General features: G+C 62.5%; 11 protein-coding genes. 5 read left to right on the forward strand and 6 right to left on the reverse strand.

Features of this window, described 5'->3' with window-relative positions:
- Positions 1–19 precede the first annotated feature (19 nt).
- The gene (gene gap / locus SKZ59_RS16435) at positions 20–1,030 is read left to right on the forward strand and encodes a type I glyceraldehyde-3-phosphate dehydrogenase (protein ID WP_010395244.1); all 1,011 of its coding nucleotides are present in this window, start codon (positions 20–22) and stop codon (positions 1,028–1,030) included.
- Between the two features lie 58 nt (positions 1,031–1,088).
- Here the strand turns inward: gap and SKZ59_RS16440 are convergent, their stop codons facing one another.
- From SKZ59_RS16440 to glnE, 3 genes are all read right to left on the reverse strand, one after another.
- Positions 1,089–1,283 carry a hypothetical protein gene (locus SKZ59_RS16440; RefSeq protein WP_319992360.1) on the reverse strand — a complete coding sequence of 65 codons (195 nt, stop codon included), beginning with the start codon at positions 1,281–1,283 and terminating at the stop codon, positions 1,089–1,091.
- Positions 1,284–1,421: 138 nt separating this feature from the next.
- Positions 1,422–2,198 (reverse strand): YoaK family protein, encoded by a 777-nt coding sequence (locus SKZ59_RS16445; protein WP_034760193.1) that lies wholly within the window; start codon positions 2,196–2,198, stop codon positions 1,422–1,424.
- 13 nt (positions 2,199–2,211) lie between these two features.
- Positions 2,212–4,965 (reverse strand): bifunctional [glutamate--ammonia ligase]-adenylyl-L-tyrosine phosphorylase/[glutamate--ammonia-ligase] adenylyltransferase, encoded by a 2,754-nt coding sequence (gene glnE / locus SKZ59_RS16450; RefSeq protein ID WP_413774567.1) that lies wholly within the window; start codon positions 4,963–4,965, stop codon positions 2,212–2,214.
- A 257-nt stretch (positions 4,966–5,222) separates the two neighbouring features.
- Between glnE and SKZ59_RS16455 the strand changes: the two genes are divergently transcribed.
- From SKZ59_RS16455 to tldD, 3 genes are read left to right on the forward strand one after another with little or no spacing between them, the layout of a single operon-like run.
- On the forward strand, positions 5,223–9,380 hold the full coding sequence (locus SKZ59_RS16455) for a YhdP family protein (protein WP_319992361.1): 4,158 nt from the start codon (positions 5,223–5,225) through the stop codon (positions 9,378–9,380).
- 30 nt (positions 9,381–9,410) lie between these two features.
- The gene (locus SKZ59_RS16460; RefSeq protein ID WP_319992362.1) at positions 9,411–10,211 is read left to right on the forward strand and encodes a carbon-nitrogen hydrolase family protein; all 801 of its coding nucleotides are present in this window, start codon (positions 9,411–9,413) and stop codon (positions 10,209–10,211) included.
- Between the two features lie 21 nt (positions 10,212–10,232).
- Complete coding sequence (gene tldD / locus SKZ59_RS16465) at positions 10,233–11,693, forward strand: metalloprotease TldD (protein ID WP_058050878.1); 1,461 nt, start codon at positions 10,233–10,235, stop codon at positions 11,691–11,693.
- 142 nt (positions 11,694–11,835) lie between these two features.
- On the opposite strand, the gene SKZ59_RS16470 is transcribed toward tldD, so the two are convergent.
- Entirely contained in the window at positions 11,836–14,682 is a 2,847-nt protein-coding gene (locus SKZ59_RS16470; RefSeq protein ID WP_034760178.1) for a TonB-dependent receptor, read from the reverse strand.
- A gap of 498 nt (positions 14,683–15,180) precedes the next feature.
- Here SKZ59_RS16470 and aroG point away from each other — a divergent pair, with 498 nt between their 5' ends.
- Complete coding sequence (gene aroG, locus SKZ59_RS16475) at positions 15,181–16,245, forward strand: 3-deoxy-7-phosphoheptulonate synthase AroG (protein ID WP_034760477.1); 1,065 nt, start codon at positions 15,181–15,183, stop codon at positions 16,243–16,245.
- An 87-nt stretch (positions 16,246–16,332) separates the two neighbouring features.
- Here aroG and SKZ59_RS16480 read toward each other — a convergent pair whose 3' ends face one another.
- Together SKZ59_RS16480 and SKZ59_RS16485 are read right to left on the reverse strand one after the other, a co-directional pair.
- Positions 16,333–19,152, reverse strand: coding sequence for a TonB-dependent receptor (locus SKZ59_RS16480; protein ID WP_070303337.1), 2,820 nt, complete (start codon positions 19,150–19,152; stop codon positions 16,333–16,335).
- Between the two features lie 354 nt (positions 19,153–19,506).
- Positions 19,507–22,179 carry a TonB-dependent receptor gene (locus tag SKZ59_RS16485; RefSeq protein WP_319992363.1) on the reverse strand — a complete coding sequence of 891 codons (2,673 nt, stop codon included), beginning with the start codon at positions 22,177–22,179 and terminating at the stop codon, positions 19,507–19,509.
- Positions 22,180–22,259 lie beyond the last annotated feature (80 nt).

Here is a 22,259-nt window from a genome sequence, read left to right on the forward strand (position 1 = left end):
TTTTAATCAGGAGCAGAGTATGACGATCAAAGTTGCAATCAATGGCTACGGCCGCATCGGCCGTAATGTGTTGCGCGCTTTCTACGAAGGCGGCAAGAAACAGGATATCCAGATCGTTGCCATCAACGACCTGGGCGATGCCAAATCGAACGCCCACCTGACCCGCTACGACACCGCGCACGGCAAGTTCCCGGGCACGGTCACCGTCGAAGGCGACAACATGATCGTCAATGGCGATCCGATCCGCGTATTCGCACAGCGCAATCCTGCTGAAATCCCATGGGGCGAGCTGGGCGTGGACGTCGTGCTGGAGTGCACGGGCTTTTTCACCACCAAAGAGAAAGCTTCGGCTCACTTGAAGGGCGGCGCGAAAAAAGTCATCATTTCGGCACCAGGCGGCAAGGACGTCGATGCGACCGTCGTGTTCGGCGTGAACCACTCGGTACTGAAATCGACCGACACCGTCATCTCGAACGCTTCGTGCACCACCAACTGCCTGGCACCGCTGGTCAAGCCGCTGAACGACGCCATCGGCATCGAAACGGGCCTGATGACCACCGTGCACGCCTACACCAACGACCAGGTGCTGTCCGACGTGATGCATGAAGACCTGCGCCGCGCCCGTTCGGCCACCATGAGCATGATCCCGACCAAGACGGGCGCCGCTGCCGCCGTGGGCCTGGTGTTGCCTGAGCTGAATGGCAAGCTGGACGGCTTCGCCATCCGCGTGCCGACCATCAACGTCTCGCTGGTCGACCTGTCGTTCATCGCCAAGCGCGACACCACCGTGGAAGAAGTCAATGCGCTGATGAAGGCCGCTTCGGAAGGCGCCCTGGAAGGCATTCTGACGTACCAGACCGAACCGCTGGTCTCGATCGACTTCAACCACAACCCGGCTTCGTCGAACTTCGATTCGACCCTGACCAAAGTGTCGGGCCGCCTGGTGAAAGTATCGTCGTGGTACGACAACGAGTGGGGTTTCTCGAACCGCATGCTCGACACCACCGTCGCACTGATGTCGGCGAAGTAATTTTTTGACCGCATAAGAAAAAACGCCCAGTTTGAACTGGGCGTTTTTTTTCGTCCGCTTATTCAGGGTCGAGATTGGCGCACTGTGCGTACCACAGTTCGCAGTCATTGCTATTGCCCTGATAGCAGCTGTTCAGGAGGTAGTTGCACCTATCCGGCGGTCTGCGTGCATGTTCGGTCGCGTTGCTGGCAAACGAGGCGGCGATGCCGACAGCAGCGGCAAAGACAAACAGGGATTTTTTAATGGAAATCATTTTTCTCGCTTTCACAATTGGACAACGGTAGGGTGTCAACTCAAAAGGCCGCCAGGGCAGGCATGATGGGCTCGCCAAGCGCAGAAAAATATTAGCATTAAAATCAGACTGTTATTGCTTCAAAGAAAAATATTTTTATTAACGTTGCGTGTGCAGGCGACGGCGGTAGAAGCGCCATAGAAGGCGCAAGTCGCGCAGCACGGGTACGCCCGACAGCAGGGTCAGCACGCCGGCGAGCAGGATGGTGGCGGCGGGGAAGCCGATGTGCTTGAAGGCCAGGGCGCCGCTGACGCCGCCGATGAAGAAGCAGGCGATCAGCAGGCTGTGCGTTCTGAGCTTGCCGCGGTTGACCTTGACCATCCGGTCCGGCAGGTGGCGCCGGTTGTAATACGCCATCTTGCCCAGTTCGATGCCGATGTCGGTGGACAGGCCCGTCACGTGCGTGGTGCGGATGACGGCGCCAGAAATCTTGGTGATGATGGCGTTCTGCAAGCCCATGACAAAGCACAGCAGCAAGATGGTGACGGGGCCCAGCACGTCGGGCATGGTTGCCAGGTAATTGCCCGTCAAGCCGAACAGCAGCAGTAATGCCGCTTCCAGCAGCAGGCTGGCGGCAAACTGGCTGTGCAGGCGCCGCCGCTTGCCCCAGTTCACCATGATGGCCGTGACGGCCGCGCCGCTGACAAAGGCCAGCCACGCGCCCAGCGCGGCCAGGGCCACCGTGATATTGCCCAGCGCCAGGTCGTCCGCCATGCCAGAGACGATGCCCGTCATGTGCGAGGTGTAGCCGCCGATGGCAAGAAAGCCGCCCGCGTTCACGGCGCCGGCCACCAGCGCCAGCACGCAGCCCAGCTGCAGATTGGCTTGCGTATCGCGCGCCGATCCGCTCAGCCGGGACAGGTAATGGAGCGGCATGCCCGGGCCGGCCTCAGGCTGCGGCGCCGAAGATGGCTTGCCACAGGCGCATCACGTTGTCCGCATGCACGCGCACCCGTTCCGGTTCCACGCGGGCCAGGTCTTGCCCTTGCAGGCGCAACTGGTGCTGGAGCTTGCGCAGCGCGCGGTAGGCGTCGGCGACCTGGGCGGCCAGCTGGGCGTCGATCAGGCCCAGTTCGCCGCACAGGCGCAGCAGCGCGATATTGCCCGAGTTGGCCGTCAACTGCGGATACTGCGCCGCATGCTGGAGCACCAGGTATTGCACCATGAATTCGATGTCGATCATTCCGCCCGGATCTTGCTTCAAATCAAAGCTGCCGTGGCGGGGCGGATGGGCATCGAGCATCTTCTTGCGCATGGCTACCACTTCGCCCTTGAGCGGGCCGTTTTCCGGGCGCTCCTTGCGCAAAATCGTGTCGCGGATGCGTTCGAAATGCTTGCCGATGGTGGCGTCGCCCGCGCAGAAGCGCGCGCGCGTGAGCGCCTGGTGCTCCCACACCCAGGCCGCGCTGCCCTGGTAGCGCTCGAAGGCCTGCACGCTGGAAACCAGCATGCCCGAGGCGCCGTCGGGGCGCAGGGCGATGTCGATGTCGAACAGGATGCCGGCCGACGTGTGCGAAGTCATCCAGGTAATGAAGCGCTGCGCCAGCTTGGCGTACAGGCCGGGCGCTTCCTGGTCGTCGTCGTCGAACAGGAAAATGACGTCGAGGTCGGAGACATAGCCGAGTTCCTTGCCGCCCAGCTTGCCGTACGCGATGACGGCGAATTTCGGCACCTCGCGGTGGCGCGTCGGTAACGTTTGCCAGACTGCTTGCACAGTGGCGGCGACGATGATGTCGGCCAGCTGCGACAGGTAGTCGGCCAGCTTTTCCACGCTGAGGTCGCCCGCCAAGTCTTGCGCCAGGCACTGGAACAGCTGTGCGTGGTGCATTTCGCGCAGGATATCCATTTGCCGCTCCGTGTCGCCGGGCGCATCGTCGAGCTGGCGCTGCAGGTCGAGCGCCAGCGCGGCCGGGTCCGGCACCGTGTTGCGGATGCGCTCGTCCAGCAGTTCGTCCAGCAGGATCGGGTGCTGCGTGAGGAAGGTGGCGGCCCAGCCGCTGGCGCACACCATGCGCACGACGCGCTCGAGCGTATGCGGGTATTCCGTCAGCAGCGACAGATAAGCCGAGCGGCGCGCGATAGCTTCCAGAAAATCGAGCAGGCGGCCCAGGGTGGCCAGCTGGCTGGCGTTCCCGTTGGACACGGAGCAATCGGTGATCAAAGGCAGGGCGGAATTGACGAGGGCGACGAGGCGCGTGCGGCTCGCCTCGGGCAGCGATTGCAGCCGCGGCGCCTGCCACGTGGCCAGCAGGCGGCGCGCGCAGGCGGCCGGCTCATGGAAGCCCAGGGCGGCAAAGCGCGCTTCGATGGCTTCCTGCTGGTCCGAGGCGGCGCAGTCGTTCGACGTCTGCGGGTCGATGCCCGTGTCGGCCGGCGGTGTGCCGCTGCTCTTGTCGCTGAACATTTCGTCGAACTGGCCGGCAACAAACACGCGGTGCGCTTCCAGCTGGGCCAGCAGGGTGGCAGTGTCGGGCAAGCCCATCATCTGCGCCACGGTCAGGCGGTCGGCCTCGTTGGCGGGCAGGGTGTGGGTTTGCGCATCGTCAAGATACTGCAGCCGGTGTTCGAGGTTGCGCAGGAAGGTGTAGGAACCGAGCAGCTGTTCCACGATGACCGGCTCCAATAAGCCCTTGTCCGCTACCGTGCGCAGGGTGGCGCGCGTGGAACGCTCGCGCAGCTCGGCGTCGCGCCCGCCCCGTATCAATTGGAATACCTGGGCCAGGAATTCGATTTCACGGATGCCACCCCGGCCCAGCTTGACGTTGTTGCTGCGGTCCGGATGCAGCCGCTCCTGGCGGTTGACCTCGGCGCGGATTTGGCCGTGCATGGTGCGGATGGCATCAATGACGCCGAAATCGAGGTAGCGGCGGAAGACGAACGGGCGCACGATGGCGTCAAGTGACGCGATATCTTCCGGCTTGCCCGTCACGGCGCGCGCCTTGACCCAGGCATAGCGCTCCCATTCGCGGCCCTGCACGATCAGGTATTGCTCCACCATGCCCAGGCTGGCGGCCAGCGGCCCCGAGTTCCCGTTCGGACGCAGTGCCATATCTACGCGGAAAGTAAAACCGTCTTGCGTGATCTCGGCCAGGGCGGCGATCAGCTTCTTGCCCATGCGAATAAAAAACTCGTGGTTGGACAGGCTGCGTTGGCCCGGTACGGTGACTTGCGTGTCGCCATCTTCCGGATACACAAAGATCAGGTCGATATCGGACGAGACATTGAGCTCGCCGCCGCCCTGCTTGCCCATCGCCAACACCATCAAGGCCTGTTCCTCACCCGATTCCTCGCCGACAGGCATGCCGTGCAGGGCCACCATCTCGGCCATGATGGCGTCCACGTGCGTGCGGATGGCGAAATCGGCAAAGCCCGTCATGGCCGTGACGACTTCGTTCAAGTCGGCCTGGCCTTCCAGATCGCGTGCGATCAGGCCGCAAACGAGCAGGTTGCGCAGGCGGCGCATGGCCCGCTCGGGCGGCAGCGGCGGGGTGGCGGCGCTCGCCTGGGCGGCCAGCTCGGCGGCAAAATCGAGCCCGTCCAGCGGCGCGCGCACCAGTTGGGCTACCTGCGCGGCGCGCTCGGGGGCGGCGTCCAGCCAGCGCTGGTAGAAACGGGAGGCGGAAATCAAAGGCTGTGTGCTCATGGTATCGGTAAGTGTCTCGTGGATGCGGCGTGCATGTTCTTGTTTAACTTGGCTGCGAACGGCGGGGGATGCGGTAAAATTATGCCGCTGGCCTCACGGCCGGCATTGCGTGCTCTTCCGGACGATGGTAAGGGAGGCTTTGCTCAGACGCAAGCGCAAGGATGCAGGCGCGCACCACGAATGCAGACGATTTTTGCCATTATTTGACGCCGGGCCAGTTTATTAGCTTATTGATGCAAAAACCGCCAGAAGCAAGCGTGACAGAACATGTGCCATTGGCTCTGCGCTGGCAGCGGCTGCGTGCCGCCTATCGCATGGCCAACCTGGCCACCCACCATGTGTTGGGTTTTACCATCAAATTGGTGCTGCTCGCGTATTTCGCCTTCGCCGTGCTGTTTTTATTCCTGCGCTACGCGATTCTGCCGAATATCGATTATTACAAAGGCGATATCGAGCGGGCGGCCAGCCGTGCGCTGGGCAACCCTGTCAGCATTGCGCGTATTTATGCCTCCTGGCATGGCGTTCGTCCCAATCTCTTCCTCGGCGACGTGACCCTGCGTGACCAGGCGGGCCGCCAGGCGCTGAGCTTGCCGAGCATATCGGCCACCGTGTCGTGGTGGAGCGTGCTCGGTTCAGTGCGCTTTACTACCCTGGAAATCACGCGGCCGGACCTGGACGTGCGGCGCAGCAAGGATGGCAAGCTGTACGTGGCCGGGGTGTTGATCGACAGTACGCAAGGCAGCGATGGCAAGGGCGCCGACTGGCTGCTGTCGCAGCATGACATCATCATTCGCGATGGCAAGGTGCGCTGGACGGACGAGGCGCGTGGGACACCTGAGCTGGCCTTATCCCAGGTCAATCTGCTGCTGCGCAACCGCTGGCGCAGCCACCGGCTGGGCTTGCAGGCCACGCCACCCGCCAGTCTGGCCGCGCCCATCGATGTGCGCGCTCACTTCACGCATCCGCCTTTCAGCACGCGCATCTCCGATGTGTCGATGTGGAAAGGCGAGCTGTACGCCGACCTGAAAAACGCCGACCTGGCCGCCTGGCGCCGCTACCTCGATTACCCGTTCGAACTGAGCCAGGGCAAGGGCGCCCTGCGCGCCTGGCTGAGCCTGGATCACGCGCGCCTGGCCGGTTTCACGGCCGACGTGGGTTTGACGGATGTGACGGCGCAGTTGGGCGAGCATATCGCGCCGCTCGACTTGCTGTCGGTCAGCGGACGCATTTCGGCAAAAGAAGAGCTCTCGCAGACACCCGATGGTAAACCGACGTTTGGCGCGAATGGGCACCAGGTGGAGTTGACGAATTTCGCGGTGGAAACCCGAGACGGCCTCAGCCTGCCGCCCACGACTTTGTCCGAGCGTTTCATTGCTGCCACCAAGCGCAAGCCGGCGCGCACGGAAATCACGGCCAAATCGCTCGATTTGCAAACCCTGGCCGCACTGGCCGACAAGCTGCCGCTGGGGGAACAGCAGCGCCAGCGTCTCGACGCCCTGGCGCCGCGCGGGCGTTTGCAGGATTTTGCCGCGCAATGGGAAGGCGAAATGGCGACACCGGCCAGCTACCGTTTGCGCGGCAAGTTCATCGATCTGGGCCTGAACGCGCAGCCGGTGCGCCTGGCCGTGGCGAAGACGGCGACCGGCCCCGCGCAGGCAGCCGCACCGGCTATCCCCGGTTTCGAACATTTGACTGGCAGTATCGACGCCAGCGACAAGGGCGGCAAGGTCGATATCGATGCACGGGGATTGGTATTGCAACTGGCCTCCTATTTGAGTGAGCCGGCCTTGCCATTCGAACAGTTCGAAATGGAGGCGCGCTGGGCTTTCCAAGCAGACAATATGCTACAAGTCGACCTGGACAGGCTTGATCTTAATCAAGAAGGCATGCGAGTCGCCCTGCATGGTTCGCAGCGTTTGCCTCTCGACGGCAAGAACCTGGGCCAGGTCGACTTGACGGGCACGATCGATAATTTCCAGATCAACACCATCGGCCGCTATCTGCCGCTGCAAACGCCCGAGCACCTGCGCCACTGGCTGACGGGCGCGCTGGAAGGCGGCGTGGCGCGCGATGTCAGCCTGCGCCTGCGCGGCGAACTCGAACATTTCCCGTTCAAGGCCGACACGCCTGCCCAGCGCAACCGTGGCGATTTCCGTATCGCCGGCAAGATCGAGAACGGCACCTTGAATTATGCGCCCGGCGAATTTGCGGAAAGCGGTCCGCTGGCGGGCAAGGCGCCCCTGTGGCCGCAGGCGGAAAAGATCAAGGGCAGTTTTGTGTTCGAGCGCGCGCGCATGGAAATTCGCGGCGACACGGCCACCACGGGCGGCGTGGCTTTGACGAATGTCAAAGCCGTGATCCCCGACCTGACCGTGTTAGATACCTTGCTCGATATCGACGGCAATGCGGCCGGCCCGATGCAGGAATTTCTCAAGTACGTGACGGCCAGCCCCGTGCTGGGCTGGATCGAGCATTTCACGGATGAAACGACGGCGACGGGCAATGCCAAGCTGGCCCTCAAATTGCACTTGCCGATCGAGCGCATGCTCGAGTCGACCGTGCAAGGCAGCTTGCAGCTGGCGGGCAACGACGTGGTGCTGTTCCACGACATGCCGCCCGTGCTGGGCACGCAGGGCAAGATCGAATTCAACGAAAAAGGCGTCAACCTGAATGGTTTGAATGGCAGCCTGCTGGGCGGGCCGCTGGCCATCTCGGGCGGCACGCAGCCGGACAGCTCCATCCAGGTGAAAATTGCCGGCAACATGACCATCGATGGCTTGCGCAAAACCTATCCGGCGCCCGTGCTGCAGCGCCTGGCGAAACATTTGAATGGCGGCGCCCGTTACAGCGGCTTGATCACGGCCCGCGACCACCAGGTGGTGGTCAATGTCGAGTCGCCGCTGACGGGCCTGGGCCTGGATTTCCCCGCTCCCCTGAAAAAACCGGCCGGCGACAGCCTGCCCGTGAAATTCACCCTGACGGGCAATGCTGCCAATGGCGCCGGCTTGCGCACGGACGATATCCGCATCGCGCTGGGCTCCGGCATCGCTGCGCGCTACCAGCGCCAGAAGCAGGGCAAGGATGCATGGCGCCTGGTGCGCGGCGGTATCGGCGTGAACGTGCCGGCGCCGGAACCGGAGAGCGGCATGATGCTCAACGTGAATATGAAAACCCTGGACGTGGACAGCTGGATCGCCGCCGGCAGCGAGATCGCCGGCAGCGCGACGGCGTCCGCCGATAGCGGCGGCGCCGACGATGCGCCCGATATCGCGCAATACGTCGTGCCGGACATGATGGCGGCCCGCGCCAGTGAACTGATGCTGGGCGAGCGCAAGCTGGAAAACGTGGTGGTGGGCGCCACGCATCAAAAGGATGTGTGGCAAGCCAATATCGATGCGAAACAGGTGTCGGGCTATGTGACGTGGCTGGAAACGCCATCCGGCCTGGGCAAGATGACGGCGCGCCTGTCCTCGCTGATCATTCCGGAGTCGGCCGCCAACGATGTGAAAAATTTACTGGAAGGAAAAAGCGGCGCCCAGTCGATTCCTTCGCTCGATATCGTCGCCGAGCAATTCGAGCTGTTCAACAAGAAGATCGGCCGGCTGGAGTTGCAGGCCTATAACACCATGGCGGCGGGCGGACGCGAGTGGCGCGTGGGCAAGCTGCAATTGTCGAACCCCGATGGCGCGCTGAGCGGCAGTGGCAAATGGGTCATCAAGGATGGGCAGAGCACGACCAGCCTGCGTTTCGGCCTCGACATCGTCGACGCGGGCAAGCTGCTAGACCGCTTCGGCTTTGCCGACACGGTGCGCCGCGGCAAGGGCCGTCTGAGCGGCGACATCGCCTGGAACGGCTTGCCGTATTCGTTCGACATTCCCACCTTGTCGGGGCAGATCGAGATGAACGTGGAGTCGGGCCAGTTCCTCAAGCAGGACCCGGGCGCGGCCAAGCTGTTGGGCGTGCTCAGCTTGCAAGCCTTGCCCCGCTTGCTGAAACTCGATTTCCACGACGTGTTTTCCGAAGGCTTGGCCTTCGACGGCATCACGGCCAACGCCAGCATCAAGCGCGGCGTCGTGACGACGAACAACCTCAAGATGCATGGCGTGGCGGCCACCGTGCTGATGGATGGCACGGCCGATATCGCCAATGAAACGACGAATCTGCACGTGGTGGTGATCCCTGAATTTAACCTGGGAACGGGGCCGCTCGTGTATGCGCTGGCCGTCAATCCCGTCATCGGCCTGGGCAGTTTCCTGGCGCAGCTGTTCCTGCGTGCGCCCGTGATGAAGGCGCTCACTTACCATATGCAGATCGCCGGCCCGTGGAAATCGCCCGTCGTGACCAAACTCGATGGTGGTAAATTGGAACCTGTCGCCGTGCCTGCCGCTGCGGCGGTGGAGGCCGTGGCGAAATAGGCGAGGCGTTCGAATGGATAAGAGGTGGCAATGATGCATACAGTCGCAGCAGTACAAATGATTTCCTCGCCTTCCGTGGAAGACAACCTGGCCACGGCGCGGCGCCTGGTGGCGCAGGCCGCCGCCGGTGGCGCGCAACTGGTGGTGCTGCCTGAATACTGGGCCATCATGGGCAAGCAGGAAACGGACAAGCTGGCGCATGCGGAACAGCCCGGTAGCGGGCCCATCCAGGATGGCATGGCGCAGATGGCGCTGCAGCATGGCATCTGGCTGATCGGCGGCACCTTGCCCCTGATCTCGGGCCAGGAAGGCAAGGTCTTGAATACGACGCTCGTGTACGATCCGCAAGGCGAACCGGCCGGCCGCTATGACAAGATCCACCTGTTCGGTTTTACGCGCGGCATCGAGTCGTACAATGAATCGCGCACCATTGTGCCCGGTGCGCAGGTGCGCGCTATCGAGACGCCGTTCGGCCGCGTCGGCCTGTCAATCTGCTACGACCTGCGCTTCCCCGAACTGTACCGCGCCATGGGCGATTGCGCGCTGATCGTCGTGCCGGCCGCGTTTACCCATACGACGGGCAGCGCCCATTGGGAAGTGCTGCTGCGCGCGCGCGCCATCGAAAACCAGTGCTATGTGCTGGCCTCGGCGCAGGGCGGCCTGCATCCGAACGGCCGGCGCACCTGGGGCCACAGCATGCTGATCGACCCGTGGGGCGAAGTGATCGCCGTGCTGCCCGAAGGCGAGGGCGTGGTCAGCGGCGAGATCGACCTGGTGTTTTTGGCCGGCGTGCGCGAGTCGCTGCCGGCCCTCACGCACCGCACCATGTAAATTGAATTGTGAGAAAAAGCCATGATCCCATTTGAACCCAATCTGTCCAGCCTGGCCGTGGCACGCGATATCCTGCTCACGCCGTTCGGCCTGGACGAAGACAAGCTGCTCAAGGCCCTGGGCACGATGTTTACGCACAAGGTCGACTATGCCGACCTGTATTTCCAGTCGACCAAGAGCGAAGGCTGGAGCCTGGAAGAGGGCATCGTCAAGACGGGCAGCTTTTCCATCGACCAGGGCGTGGGCGTGCGCGCCGTGTCCGGCGACAAGACGGCGTTTGCGTATTCCGACGACATTTCCGAGCGGGCCCTGCTGGAAGCGGCGGCGGCCACGCGCACGATTGCGCGCGCTGGCGCCGGCAAAATCAAGATCGCGGGCCAGATGCAGCCGCAGGGCGGGCGTTCCTTGTATCTGCCCAACGATCCACTGGCCTCGCTCGATGCCACGGCCAAGGTGCAGCTGCTCGAGCGCGTGGAAAAGATGGCGCGCGCGAAAGATCCTCGCGTGGTGCAAGTGATGGCGGGCCTGGCTGGCGAATACGACGTGGTGCTGGTGCTGCGCAGCGACGGTGTGCTGGCGGCCGACATCCGCCCGCTGGTACGCGTGTCGCTGACCGTGATCGCGGAACAGAATGGCCGCCGCGAAACGGGCTCGGCCGGTGGTGGCGGGCGCTTCAGCTATGACTATTTCAGCGATGCCGTGCTGGAACAATACGCGACGGACGCCGTCAATTCGGCGCTGGTGAACCTGGAAGCGCGCCCCGCGCCAGCCGGTCCCATGACCATCGTGCTGGGACCGGGCTGGCCCGGCATCCTGCTGCACGAAGCGATCGGCCATGGCCTGGAAGGCGATTTCAACCGCAAGGGTTCGTCCGCGTTTTCGGGCCGCATCGGCGAGCGCGTGGCTGCCAAGGGCGTCACCGTGGTCGATGACGGCACCCTGGCTGGCCGGCGCGGTTCCCTGAACATCGACGACGAGGGCAACCCGACGCAGTGCACGACCCTGATCGAGGACGGCATCCTCAAGGGTTACATCCAGGACACGATGAACGCGCGCCTGATGAAGATGCCCGTGACGGGCAATGCGCGCCGCGAATCGTTCGCCCACCTGCCCATGCCGCGCATGACAAATACGTACATGCTGGGCGGCGACAAGGACCCGGGCGAGATCCTCGCTTCCGTCAAGAACGGCTTGTATGCCGTCAACTTCGGCGGCGGCCAGGTCGACATCACGAACGGCAAGTTCGTCTTCTCGGCCAGCGAAGCGTACATGATCGAAAACGGCAAGCTCAGCTACCCGGTGAAGGGCGCGACCCTGATCGGCAACGGTCCGGACGTGCTCAACCGTGTCTCCATGATCGGCAACGACATGCGCCTCGATTCGGGCGTGGGCGTGTGCGGCAAGGAAGGGCAGAGCGTGCCCGTGGGCGTGGGGCAGCCGACCTTGCGCCTCGATGGCATCACGGTTGGCGGGACTGCCTGATCTTTTCGGGCACTGCGCGGCCAACAACGGTGTCGGATTACGCGCGGCTGCGCCGCGCTAATCATCCTACCTACATTTCTGGCATGCTGATCGTGTAGGTCGGGTTAGCCCGAAGGGCGCAACCCGACACCACCGCTATTTCTCAGAATTTATACTTCACCCCCGCACTGATGAACCGTCCTGCCGCGCCCGCGTAGTCGAGCGGGTTGTAGCCCGTGGCGCCATACGTCAGCGGGTCGAGCGGGGCGATCTTGTCGAACAGGTTTTGTATCGTCGCAAACACTTCCAGCTTGGGCGTGGCCAGCCAGCGGGCCGTCAGGTCCACCGTGGTGAACGAGGCGATGCGGCAGCCGCGCGGCGCGTCCGTGCCGTCGGCGAAATGCGTGGCGCAACCGTCCGGGTCATTCTTGAACAGTATGTTGTCGAGCGGCGCACGGTAGTTGACGTTGGCCGTGACCCGCCAGTTCTGGCGTTCCCAGGTGGCGCCCAGGTTGATGCGGTCGTCCGGCGTACCCATGCAGTTGGACACATCGCAATTGCCATGCGTGCCGGCAAAATCGCGCTGCGTGCCATCGCGTTCCGTGCGCAGCCATTTGTACAGATGCGTCCACTTCAGGTCGAAGGTCAGGTTGCCATAGTCGCCGCCCAGGTTGAAGCGCTGGCGGGCGTCGATATCGATGCCGCGCACCGTCGTTTGCGCCGAATTCACATAGTTGGCCAGCACGGCCGTGATGGCGCCCGGATCGCCGGCAATGCCGGTGGCCGTCGATGGGTCGCGCGCCACGTTGCCGGCGGCAATGGCCGCATCCGTTTGCTCCTGGTTGATTTCATTCTTGCGGCGGATTTGCCACAGATCCACGGAAACGCTGCTGCGCGGCAGCGGGTCCCACACGGCGCCGACGGAAAAGCTGCGCGAACGCTCCGGCGACAGGTTCGGATTGGGCGAGGTGATGACGGCGATCGGCGCGGGATCGCACGCCACTTCCACGCCCAGCGCGCAGCGCAGCGGATCGCTGGCGGTGGAGAACGCGGCCAGGCCGCCGACGCCGTTTTCCGCCGCGCTGGGGGCGCGGAAGCCCTTGGCGAAGGTGCCGCGCAGGGCCAGTTCGCGCATGGGCGTCCATTTCACGCCCACTTTCGGCGTGTAGGAATTGCCCACGTCGGTGAAATGGTCGGCGCGCAGGGCGCCTGACAGCTCGACGGTTTTCAGCACGGGCGCCAGCACTTCGGCGTAGATGGCCGAGGCGTTGCGGCTGCCCTTGTAGGCGGAATAGCCTAGGCCGATGATATTGCCCCGCTCCGTGCCCGTGGTGGGCTTGAGTTCCGTCGATTCATGGCGGAATTCCGCACCCACGGCCACGCCCAGGCCGCCGCCGTCCAGCTTGGCCACCTCGCGGCTGGCCTTGAAGTCGATTTGCGCGATATGCGTCTTGGCATCGTTCGAGATGCGCGGCGACAGGGCCGCGTACAGCTCGGGCGAATTGAGGCCCGCGTTTTCCGCGATGCGCCACAGGCTGCCGGCCGGCAGGGCCGCATAGGCGGGGTTCAGGCTGGCCGCCGCCACGTTCGCGGCGGTCGGGTTGAGCAGGGCGAAGGCGACGTCGCGCTGCAGGTAGCCGTTCAAGTCGTTCGACACCTTGTTCTGCGAGTACAGCAAGGCGCTGTCGATATCCCAGCCCGCCACCGTGCCCTTGATGCCGGCCACAAAGCGCGTGAAGGTGGAATTGACTTCCGACAGGCGCGGTCCCACGTCGGCCGCCAGGTAGCGCAGCCGCGCCGCCGTGCCGAAATATGGATTGTCCGGGTGGGCTGCGCCGAGCGACACGCCCGCATTGCTGACGGGCCCGCCCGGGTAGCCGACCGAGCCGCTGACCGTCGATGGCGTGGTGGCCGAGTTTGATTCGCTGTGATACACGTTCAGTTCCGCATACGTCTGCAGTGCTGGCGTCAGTTGCCAGGCGGCGCGGCCGAAGAAATTGATGTTCTTTTGCTTGGGCTGGATCTGCCCGTACTGCTGCGCGGCATCGGTCAGGCAGCCGCCGCCCGGGTCGCCTTGCGGATGCGTGGTGAAATTGCCGCAGGCGGCGCCGGGGAAGGTGCGTGTAAAACCCGCGCCGGACAGGTTGCCGCGGTTGTAGTAGTCGAGCGTGTCGGGATTGCGCACATTGCCGTTGACGGCGCTGCCGGCCGCGTTGTTGGTGGTGATGGCGCCCGCACCGCTGAGCGACTCCTGCGCGCTGAAACCCAGGTCGCGCAAGTCGCTGCGGCCCACGGCACCCCGTCCGGCCCGGTCGCGGTTCCAGATGGCGGCTTTTTCGCTGTACTCGAGGTTCAGCAGCACGTTGTAGCGGTCGCTGTCGATGTCGCCGAAGCCGTGCGTGATGGCGGCGCGCGCATCGCGCCCGTCCCACTCCTTCGTCTTGCCGTAATTGCCCTTGATGGCCGTGCCCTGGTAGTCGCGCCGCAGGATCACGTTGACAACGCCGGCAATCGCGTCCGAACCGTAGATGGCCGAGGCGCCATCCTTGAGGATTTCCACCCGTTCCACCGCTTCCAGGGGAATGATGTTCAGGTCGGCGAATACCTTCTGGCCATCGTCGGCCAAGCCATACGGCGCGACGCGGCGCCCGTTCAGCAGCACCAGGGTCGAGGCCGTACCCAGGCCTCGCAGCGATACGCCGGAAGCGCCGGCGGCAAAGCCGTTGCCGAAGGTGGTGGGCACCGAGCCCTGGTTGTCGACGGCCAGGGTCTGCAGCAGTTCGGCCACGCTGGACTTGCCCGATTTTTCAATGTCGGCCGCGTTCAGCGTTTGCACGGCCGACGCCGTTTCCGCCTGCGCGCGGCGGATGTTCGAACCGGTGATTTCCACGCGGGCAACGGGGGCAGCATCCTGCGCCAGGACGGGGAGACTCAGCAACGCACTGGCCAGTGCCAGGCCCAGTCTGGGTGGTGAAAAGGCAGCGGATGGTAAGGATAGGGTAGGGATCATGCGGTTCTCCGGAAAGGTCAGGCAGTCAAAGGTCGTTGATGCGTCCTTGAGTTTTGTCCGTGAGCCGATGCCGGGATTAGATCTGGATCAAGGAGTGCCCCGCTTGTCGTCGATAGAATGGCTGGCGTGGCGTGGTTGCCACGACGGACACAGCGGTAGTGGCCTGCGGACGGGTATGGGCAGCGCGCAACTTTTTATGCTTTTTAACGTACTTTGCAGTGTAAAACGGCAGCGGCATGCGGCTTTGCCGACAAATATGCTTGCCAACCCTTGCAATTTAGGTTTATAGTCGTTCATCACTTACGGATGACTCGCATGTTCGCTCGCCACTTTTTTACCGCTTATTTTTACTTTAGCAATTCCAACCCAAAGGCGGTGGAGTAGCGGTCGGTTCACGTAGCAGCAAAACGAGATCCCAGCAAATTCTAAAAAACCGCCACTGATGGCGGTTTTTTTTTACCCAGATGTTTTACCCATCCTTAAATTTTGGAGAAAATGATGCCCCGCACCGATGATTTGCGAATTCGCGAAATGAAGGAATTGACCCCGCCGTCCCACCTGATCCGCGAATTCGCCTGCTCGGAGCAAGCCGAACAGACCGCCGCCAGCGCCCGCATTGCCCTGCACCGTATCCTGCACGGCCAGGACGACCGCCTGATGGTGGTGATCGGGCCTTGCTCCATCCACGACACCAAGGCGGCGATGGAATATGCGCGCCTGCTGGTGAAGGAGCGCGCGCGTTTTGCGGGCGAACTGGAAATCGTCATGCGCGTCTACTTCGAGAAGCCGCGCACCACGGTGGGCTGGAAGGGCCTGATCAACGATCCGTACATGGACAACAGCTTCCGCATCAACGACGGCTTGCGCATGGCGCGCGAACTGTTGCGCGATATCAATGAGCTGGGCTTGCCGGCCGGTACCGAGTTCCTCGACGTGATCAGCCCGCAATATATCGCCGACCTGATCAGCTGGGGCGCCATCGGCGCGCGCACGACGGAATCGCAGGTGCACCGCGAGCTGGCGTCGGGATTGTCCTGTCCCGTCGGCTTCAAGAATGGCACGGACGGCAATGTGAAAATCGCCGTGGAAGCCATCAAGGCCGCCTCGCAGCCGCACCATTTCCTTTCCGTCACGAAGGGCGGCCACTCGGCCATCGTCTCGACCAACGGCAATGAGGATTGCCACATCATCTTGCGCGGCGGCAAAACGCCGAACTATGACGCGGCCAGCGTGGACGACGCTTGCAAGGCGATCGCGGCGCAAGGCCTGGCGGCGCGCCTGATGATCGACGCCTCGCATGCGAACAGCTCGAAAAAACCGGAAAACCAGATTCCCGTGTGCGCCGACATCGCCAGCCAGGTGGCGGGCGGCGACGACCGCATCGTCGGCGTGATGGTGGAATCGCACCTGGTGGCGGGGCGCCAGGATTTGATCCCGGGCAAGGAATTGATCTACGGCCAGTCCGTCACGGACGGTTGCATCGACTGGAGCGCCAGCGTGGCCGTGCTGGAAAACCTGGCGGCAGCCGTCAAGCAGCGCCGCTTGAAGGGCGACGCGGAATAAGTGACGTGGCGCGCAGCATGAAAAAAAGCCCGGAAAGCTAAGCTTTCCGGGCTTTTCAGTTTTCAGCCGAGAGCAGATGCCGTCAGCTTAGAACTTGTAGGAACCGCTCAGGTAGAACTGGCGGCCCAGAGCGCTCGAGTACGATGGGTTGTAGCCCACTTGATGCGAACCCGTGTTACGCAGGGTGAACGGCGGATTGCGGTCGAACAGGTTCAGGATGCCGCCCGTGATTTCCACGTTCTTCATCGGACGGTAAGCCGTCTGGAAGTCGAAGGTGGTATAGCTCGGCACTTCCAGTTGGATGCCATAGCATTCGCCAGGGCTGCCAGCCACGATCACGGCGCAATCGTCAGCCGTCTGTTCCTTGTCCGTATAGCCGTTGCGGTAGCTGGCGCTCAGCGTATGCGTGAACTTGGCTGTCTCATACGTGGTGGTGGCACGGATGATGTTGCGGAAGCTGACCTTGTCGTTCGAACCGTAGCGATTCAGGCTGGTTTCCCATTGATCATCGGTGCCCGGCGTCGTGTAGCGCGAACGCAGCAGGTAGGTACCCATCAGGCGGCTCGTCAGGCGGCCGTCCAGCAGCTTCATCTTGTGGGTGAAGTCGTAGTCGATACCGCGGTTTTCCACCTTGCCGATGTTAATCGGCAGCAGCTTGATGGCCAGCACGTCCTTGCCCGTCGAGCTGATGTGCTTGGTGGTGAACAGATTGGCGTACTTGGCAGGATCGTTGAAGATCAGGCCTTCGGACACGGCGGTCACCTGGTCGCGGATTTCCACGTTCCACAGGTCGAACGACATCGACAGGCTGTCGATTGGTTCGAACACGGTACCGATGCTCCATTGCTTCGACGTTTCCGGCTTCAGGTCCGGGTTGCCGCCCTGGAAGGCTTCGAATTGCTGGCGTCCCACGCCGCTGCAGTAGCTGGCCAGCGGATGGCCGCCCATGCCGTTCGCTGCCGTCAATGGGCATTGATAGTTACCGCCCGTGACGCCCCAGTCTTCCAGTGGACCGGCGATTTCCTGCATGCTGGCGGCGCGGAAGCCGGTGCCGGCAGCGGCGCGGAACATCAGGCTCTTGGTGGCGGAATACTTGCCGCTGACTTTCCAGGTGGTGGCGTTTTCTTTCTTGCCTACCGTCTTGCCCGTCAGCTTGTCGTCGATGGATCCGATCTGGTCGTAACGCAGCGAGCCGGTCATTTCCAGTTTTTTCGAGATTGGCATCATCAGCTCGGCGTAGGCGCCGGCATTGTCGCGTGCGTATTCGCTGTCGACTTGTGCATTGTCAAACAGGATCTGCGCCTGTTTGGCAACATTCGCCTGCTGCACCTTGTACGAGGTGTTGCGGTAGTCGGCGCCCACGCCCAGCATGGCCGTGCCGCCTGGCAGCGAGAACACAGGACGCGAAGCGCGGCCGTCGATGCCCTTCATTTCCACGGTTTGCGTGTTGTAGGTGCCGCTGAAGCCCGTGCCCAGCAGTGCCTGGCGCATGGCATCCGGCATGGAACCGACCGGGTAGGCGAACGGGTCGATATTGCCGGCGGCTACTTGCGCGTCGAATTTGTCCGCCAGCGGGAAACCGCTGACGTATTCTTGCGTCTGCTTGTTTTTCGAGTACGTTACGGCGGAGTTGATGTCCCAGCCGAATGCATTGCCATCGATGCCGGCGACGATGTGGGTGGCCTTGGTGCCGTAGTCGTAGACGCGGTTGCCCATTTCCGACAGGCGGTATTTGGCGACGGCGCCCGTGGCGTTGGCCAGTTGCGCTGGCGTCAGGTTCGGCGCCAGATATTTGTTGAACAGCGGCGAGCCGACATCGACGGAGAAATCGGCCGGGTATGGCGCAATGCTGGCGACGACGCGCGCTTCCGTGTAGGCGAGGTCATAGAAACCCTGGAAGCCGGTTTTGCCCAGTTTGACGGTACCCGAGCTGAAGATGGCGTCGCGCTTCGATTCGGGATTGATTTCGATGGTCGATGGCGAATCGAAATAGCAGTTGCCGTCGCCATAGAAATCCATGTTGCTGGCGGCGCATTTGCCGCCATGGGCCAGTGCGTACGGGTTCAGGTTGACGGACTTGCTGACTGTCTTGCCGGTGGCAGGATCGATGGCATCGTAATCGACAGTTGCGTTGCCTGGCGCCGAGCGCGAGGAACCGTTGATGAATTGCAGTGCCTTGCCGTTCTTCGGATCGTTGAAATTGATGATGCCGCTTTTCGCGAAGCTGCGCTGCGATGCTTTCAGCGATTTTTGTTCGTCATGGCTGGCCGACACGAAGATGCTGTAGCCGTCTTCGTCGATGTCGCCGAAGCCCTTGCTGATGGAAATCGAGTTGCTGGCGCCGCCTTTTTCTTCAGGACGCGAGTACTTGGCATTGATTTCCAGCGGCGATGCGCCTTTTTTCAGGATGAAGTTGACCACGCCGGCGATGGCGTCGGCGCCATACAGTGCCGAGGCGCCGTCCGTCAGCACTTCCACGCGCTCGATGGCCGACAGGGGGATCGAGTTCAGGTCGATGGTGGTGCCGGAATTGGATGGCGCAATACGGCGGCCGTTCAGCAGCACCAGCGTGTAGGCTGCGCCGATATCGTGGATCGAAGCCGTGGTGACGCCGCCGCCGCCGCCGCCCACCGAATCGGCGGCCACGGAGAAGCCCTGCATCGCAGGAATTTGCTGGATGAAATCGGTCACCGTGGTGACGCCGGTTTTCTTGATGTCTTTCTGGTTGAACGACTGCACCGGCAGCGACGCTTCGGAAGCGATGCGCTTGATGCTCGAACCGGTGACTTCCACGCGTTGCATGGTGCCATCTGTTGTTTCTTGTGCATACGCGGCGTGCATGCTCAGGGCCATGCCGCCTGCAAACATCAGGCGCAGCGACCGCGATATTACATTTTCTATCATCATCTGAAATTCCTTGTTATTGTGATAAAGGCGGCAATTATTTTGAAATAACTTGTTGCTTACTAACAATTTATTTGCCTTTTTACAAATCCACCAATGAAAATTCTGTAAATTTTCAGGGCCCTCATCAAAACATTCACGATTCAGATTGTCAATTTCGTGCGGACTTTTTGGACGAAATGCAACATTTCCCTGTTTTTTTTGTAATCCTTCAGCAATAAAGTATCGCGGACCCTTGTCAGCCCTGCTCAGATGCGTAAAATAAAACGGCGCACATCATCGCTGATGGCGCCGTCTTTGGCATGGCTGGCACACGCTGGCCAGCGCTGTCTGGTCTGTCTTTCTTCCGTCACTCCCTCAAAACGTATAGCTGCCGCGCAAGTAGTAGGCGCGCCCGATCGGGTCCGTATAGCGCGGGTCATAGCCTTTCTGGAACAGGGTGCCCTGGTTCGAGAACGGTGGTTCCCTGTCCAGCAGGTTTTTCACGCCGGCCGTCAGCAACAAGCCTTTCCACACGTAACTGCCCGACACGTTGAGCAGGCTGTATGACGGCACATCGTGGCGGTATGGCGGCTCGACCAGATTCTGGTCCGTGTAGCCGGACTTGAACGATTGCGACACGGTGGCGCCCCAGTTGCCCAGGCGCCAGTTCAGCGCTGCCGTATGTTTCCAGCGGAACACGGGATTGTTGTCCGCATAGCGGCCCACGTTGGCAATGAATTCGCCGCCGCGCTCGTTCTGGTAGTCATACTTGTGGGTCCACGTGCCATCGACCGACACGCTGACATCGCCATACGCGCCTCGGGCCAGGCGCGCATTCAGGCTGACGTCGATACCGTCCGTTTTCACTTCGCCGAGGTTGTCGTTCAAGTCCAGGATGGCGTAGGGCGAACCATCGGGATTGCGCAGGAACAAAGCCTTGTATTTTTCGTAGTTGCCGAAGATCGATTGCTCGGGCAGGGACGAAATCTTGTCCTTCAAATGGATGTTCCAGTAATCGATGGCGAGCGTGACTTCCTTGATCGGTTCGAGCACGAGGCCGACGGCGAAGGTGGTGGATTTTTCCGGTTTCAGGTTTTCATTGCCGCCCTGCAGCTTGAATTGCTGCAAGTCGCAATCGCGCAGGGGATTGGCGCCGGGCTGCGGCACGCCGCCCGGGCACAGGATGGGGTCGTCGTAGGTATCGTTGGTATCGTTCTTCGATGGCGGCGCATTCTTTTCAAACAAGGTGGGCGCGCGGAAACCCGTGCTGGCCGAGCCGCGCAGCACCAGCGCGCTGCTGGCCTGGTAGCGCAGGGCCAGCTTCGGATTGGTGGTGCTGCCCACGTCGCTGTAGTGGTCGAAGCGGGCGGCCAGCTGCACTTCCAGATCCTTGATCAAGGGCAGGTTGACTTCGCCGAAGACGGCCTGGATCGTGCGCGAGCCGCTCTTCGACAGCGAGCCGGACAAGCCGGAACTGGCGGCCTGGCCGGCGATATCGCGGTTGACATTGAAGTCGGCCTTTTCGTGCCGTACTTCGCCACCCAAAGCGATGGCCAGCGGGCCGCCGGCCAGCTGCATCAGTTCGCGGCTGCCCTTGATGTCGAAGCCCGTCGTGGTGACCTTGGCGTTCTGCACCTCGCCGCGCAGGGCGGTGCTGTCCAGGTAAGCCTTGCCGGCCGCGTCCTGCACGCCGAACGGGTTCAGGATGCCGTTCAACACGCCAGCGGCAAAGCCCGCATCCTGCACATAGCCACCCGTGAACTTTTCCGACGACTTGCTGATCGCGTGGCTCAGGCCCGTCTTGTAGTCCCAGCCGGACAGCTCGCCTTCGAGCGCCAGCACCAGGCGGTCCGCCTTGCCATCCGAATCGATCTGCCGCTGGCCTGCTTCCACGGGGCGCCAGTTGACGCTCAGTGGCTGGCCCGACAGGCCCGGCTGGGCCGGCACGCCGCCCGCATTGCCCGGATAGTATGGACTGGTGCTGGGCAGGATCAAGCCCGTTTGCGGCGGCGGCGCCGTGCGTGCCTTCACCTTGTTTTCCGAATGCAGGTATTCCACCGTGGCCAAATGGCCGCCACCGAGCTTGAAGGCGCCCTTGCCGAAGAATGCCAGCTGTTCCTGTGCGGGCAGGTTGTCGATCTGGCGCGTGTAATCCTGGCGGCAGGTGCCGTTGGTGGCTGCCACCGACAAGGGCGGCAGGCAACCGCTGGCCGCGTAGGGATTGCCGGCCAAGCCGTCGCCGCCATTGGCCGCCGCATCGAAGTAGTTGCCGGGGAAAGTCGTGCCGCTGGTAATGGACAGCCCGCGCGAGGGGATGATGCCGGTCTTGGAAAAGTCACGGTCCTGCGACGTCAGCACTTTTTGCTTGTGGTAGTCGAGCACGCCGAAAATATTGTAGCCGTCCGTGTCGAGCTTGCCGAAACCCGTCGACAGGTTGATGCGGTGCTCGCCGCCACCCTTGTGTTCGGGCGAGACGACCTCGGCGGTGATATTCGTGACGTTGACGGAGCGCTTCGTGATGAAGTTGATGACGCCGCCGATGGCGTCCGTGCCGTAGATGGCCGAGGCGCCGTCGCGCAGCACTTCGACACGCTCCAGGGCAGCGATCGGGATGATGTTCAGGTCGACGCTGGCGCCGTCATACGGATGGTTGGCGATGCGCCGGCCGTTGAGCAGTACCAGGGTCTTGTCGCCGCCCAGGCCGCGCAAGTCGGCGCTGGCCTGACCGCCCGTGGGCAAGCCGCTGGTATTGCCGCCGACTGCATTGCCGCTGCCCATGCTCGACGCGTTCGAGGGTATCTTGCTCAGCACTTCCTGGGCCGTCGTCAAGCCCTGCTTGGCGAAATCTTCGGCCTTGAAGATGGACAAGGGCGTCGCCGTTTCCGAGACGAGGCGCTTGATGGAGGAACCGGTGACTTCGACACGCTGCATGGCAGGGGGCTCGCCGGCGGTGCCGGTGTCCTGCGCCATGGCCGCATGGCCATACGCGCCGAGCAAGGCTGCGCACAGCAGGCGCAAGGTGGGGGAGGGGCTGCGGGTTTGCGTCATCTGACACTCCTGTGGCGTGGGTTTGGCCAAGTGGCCTGCAAGGGAGTTTTACAGGCGCGCAGCAGCTAAGGTTTGTGCTG

This window comes from Janthinobacterium sp. GMG2, assembly GCF_033949445.1.
GTDB lineage: Bacteria > Pseudomonadota > Gammaproteobacteria > Burkholderiales > Burkholderiaceae_D > Janthinobacterium > Janthinobacterium aestuarii.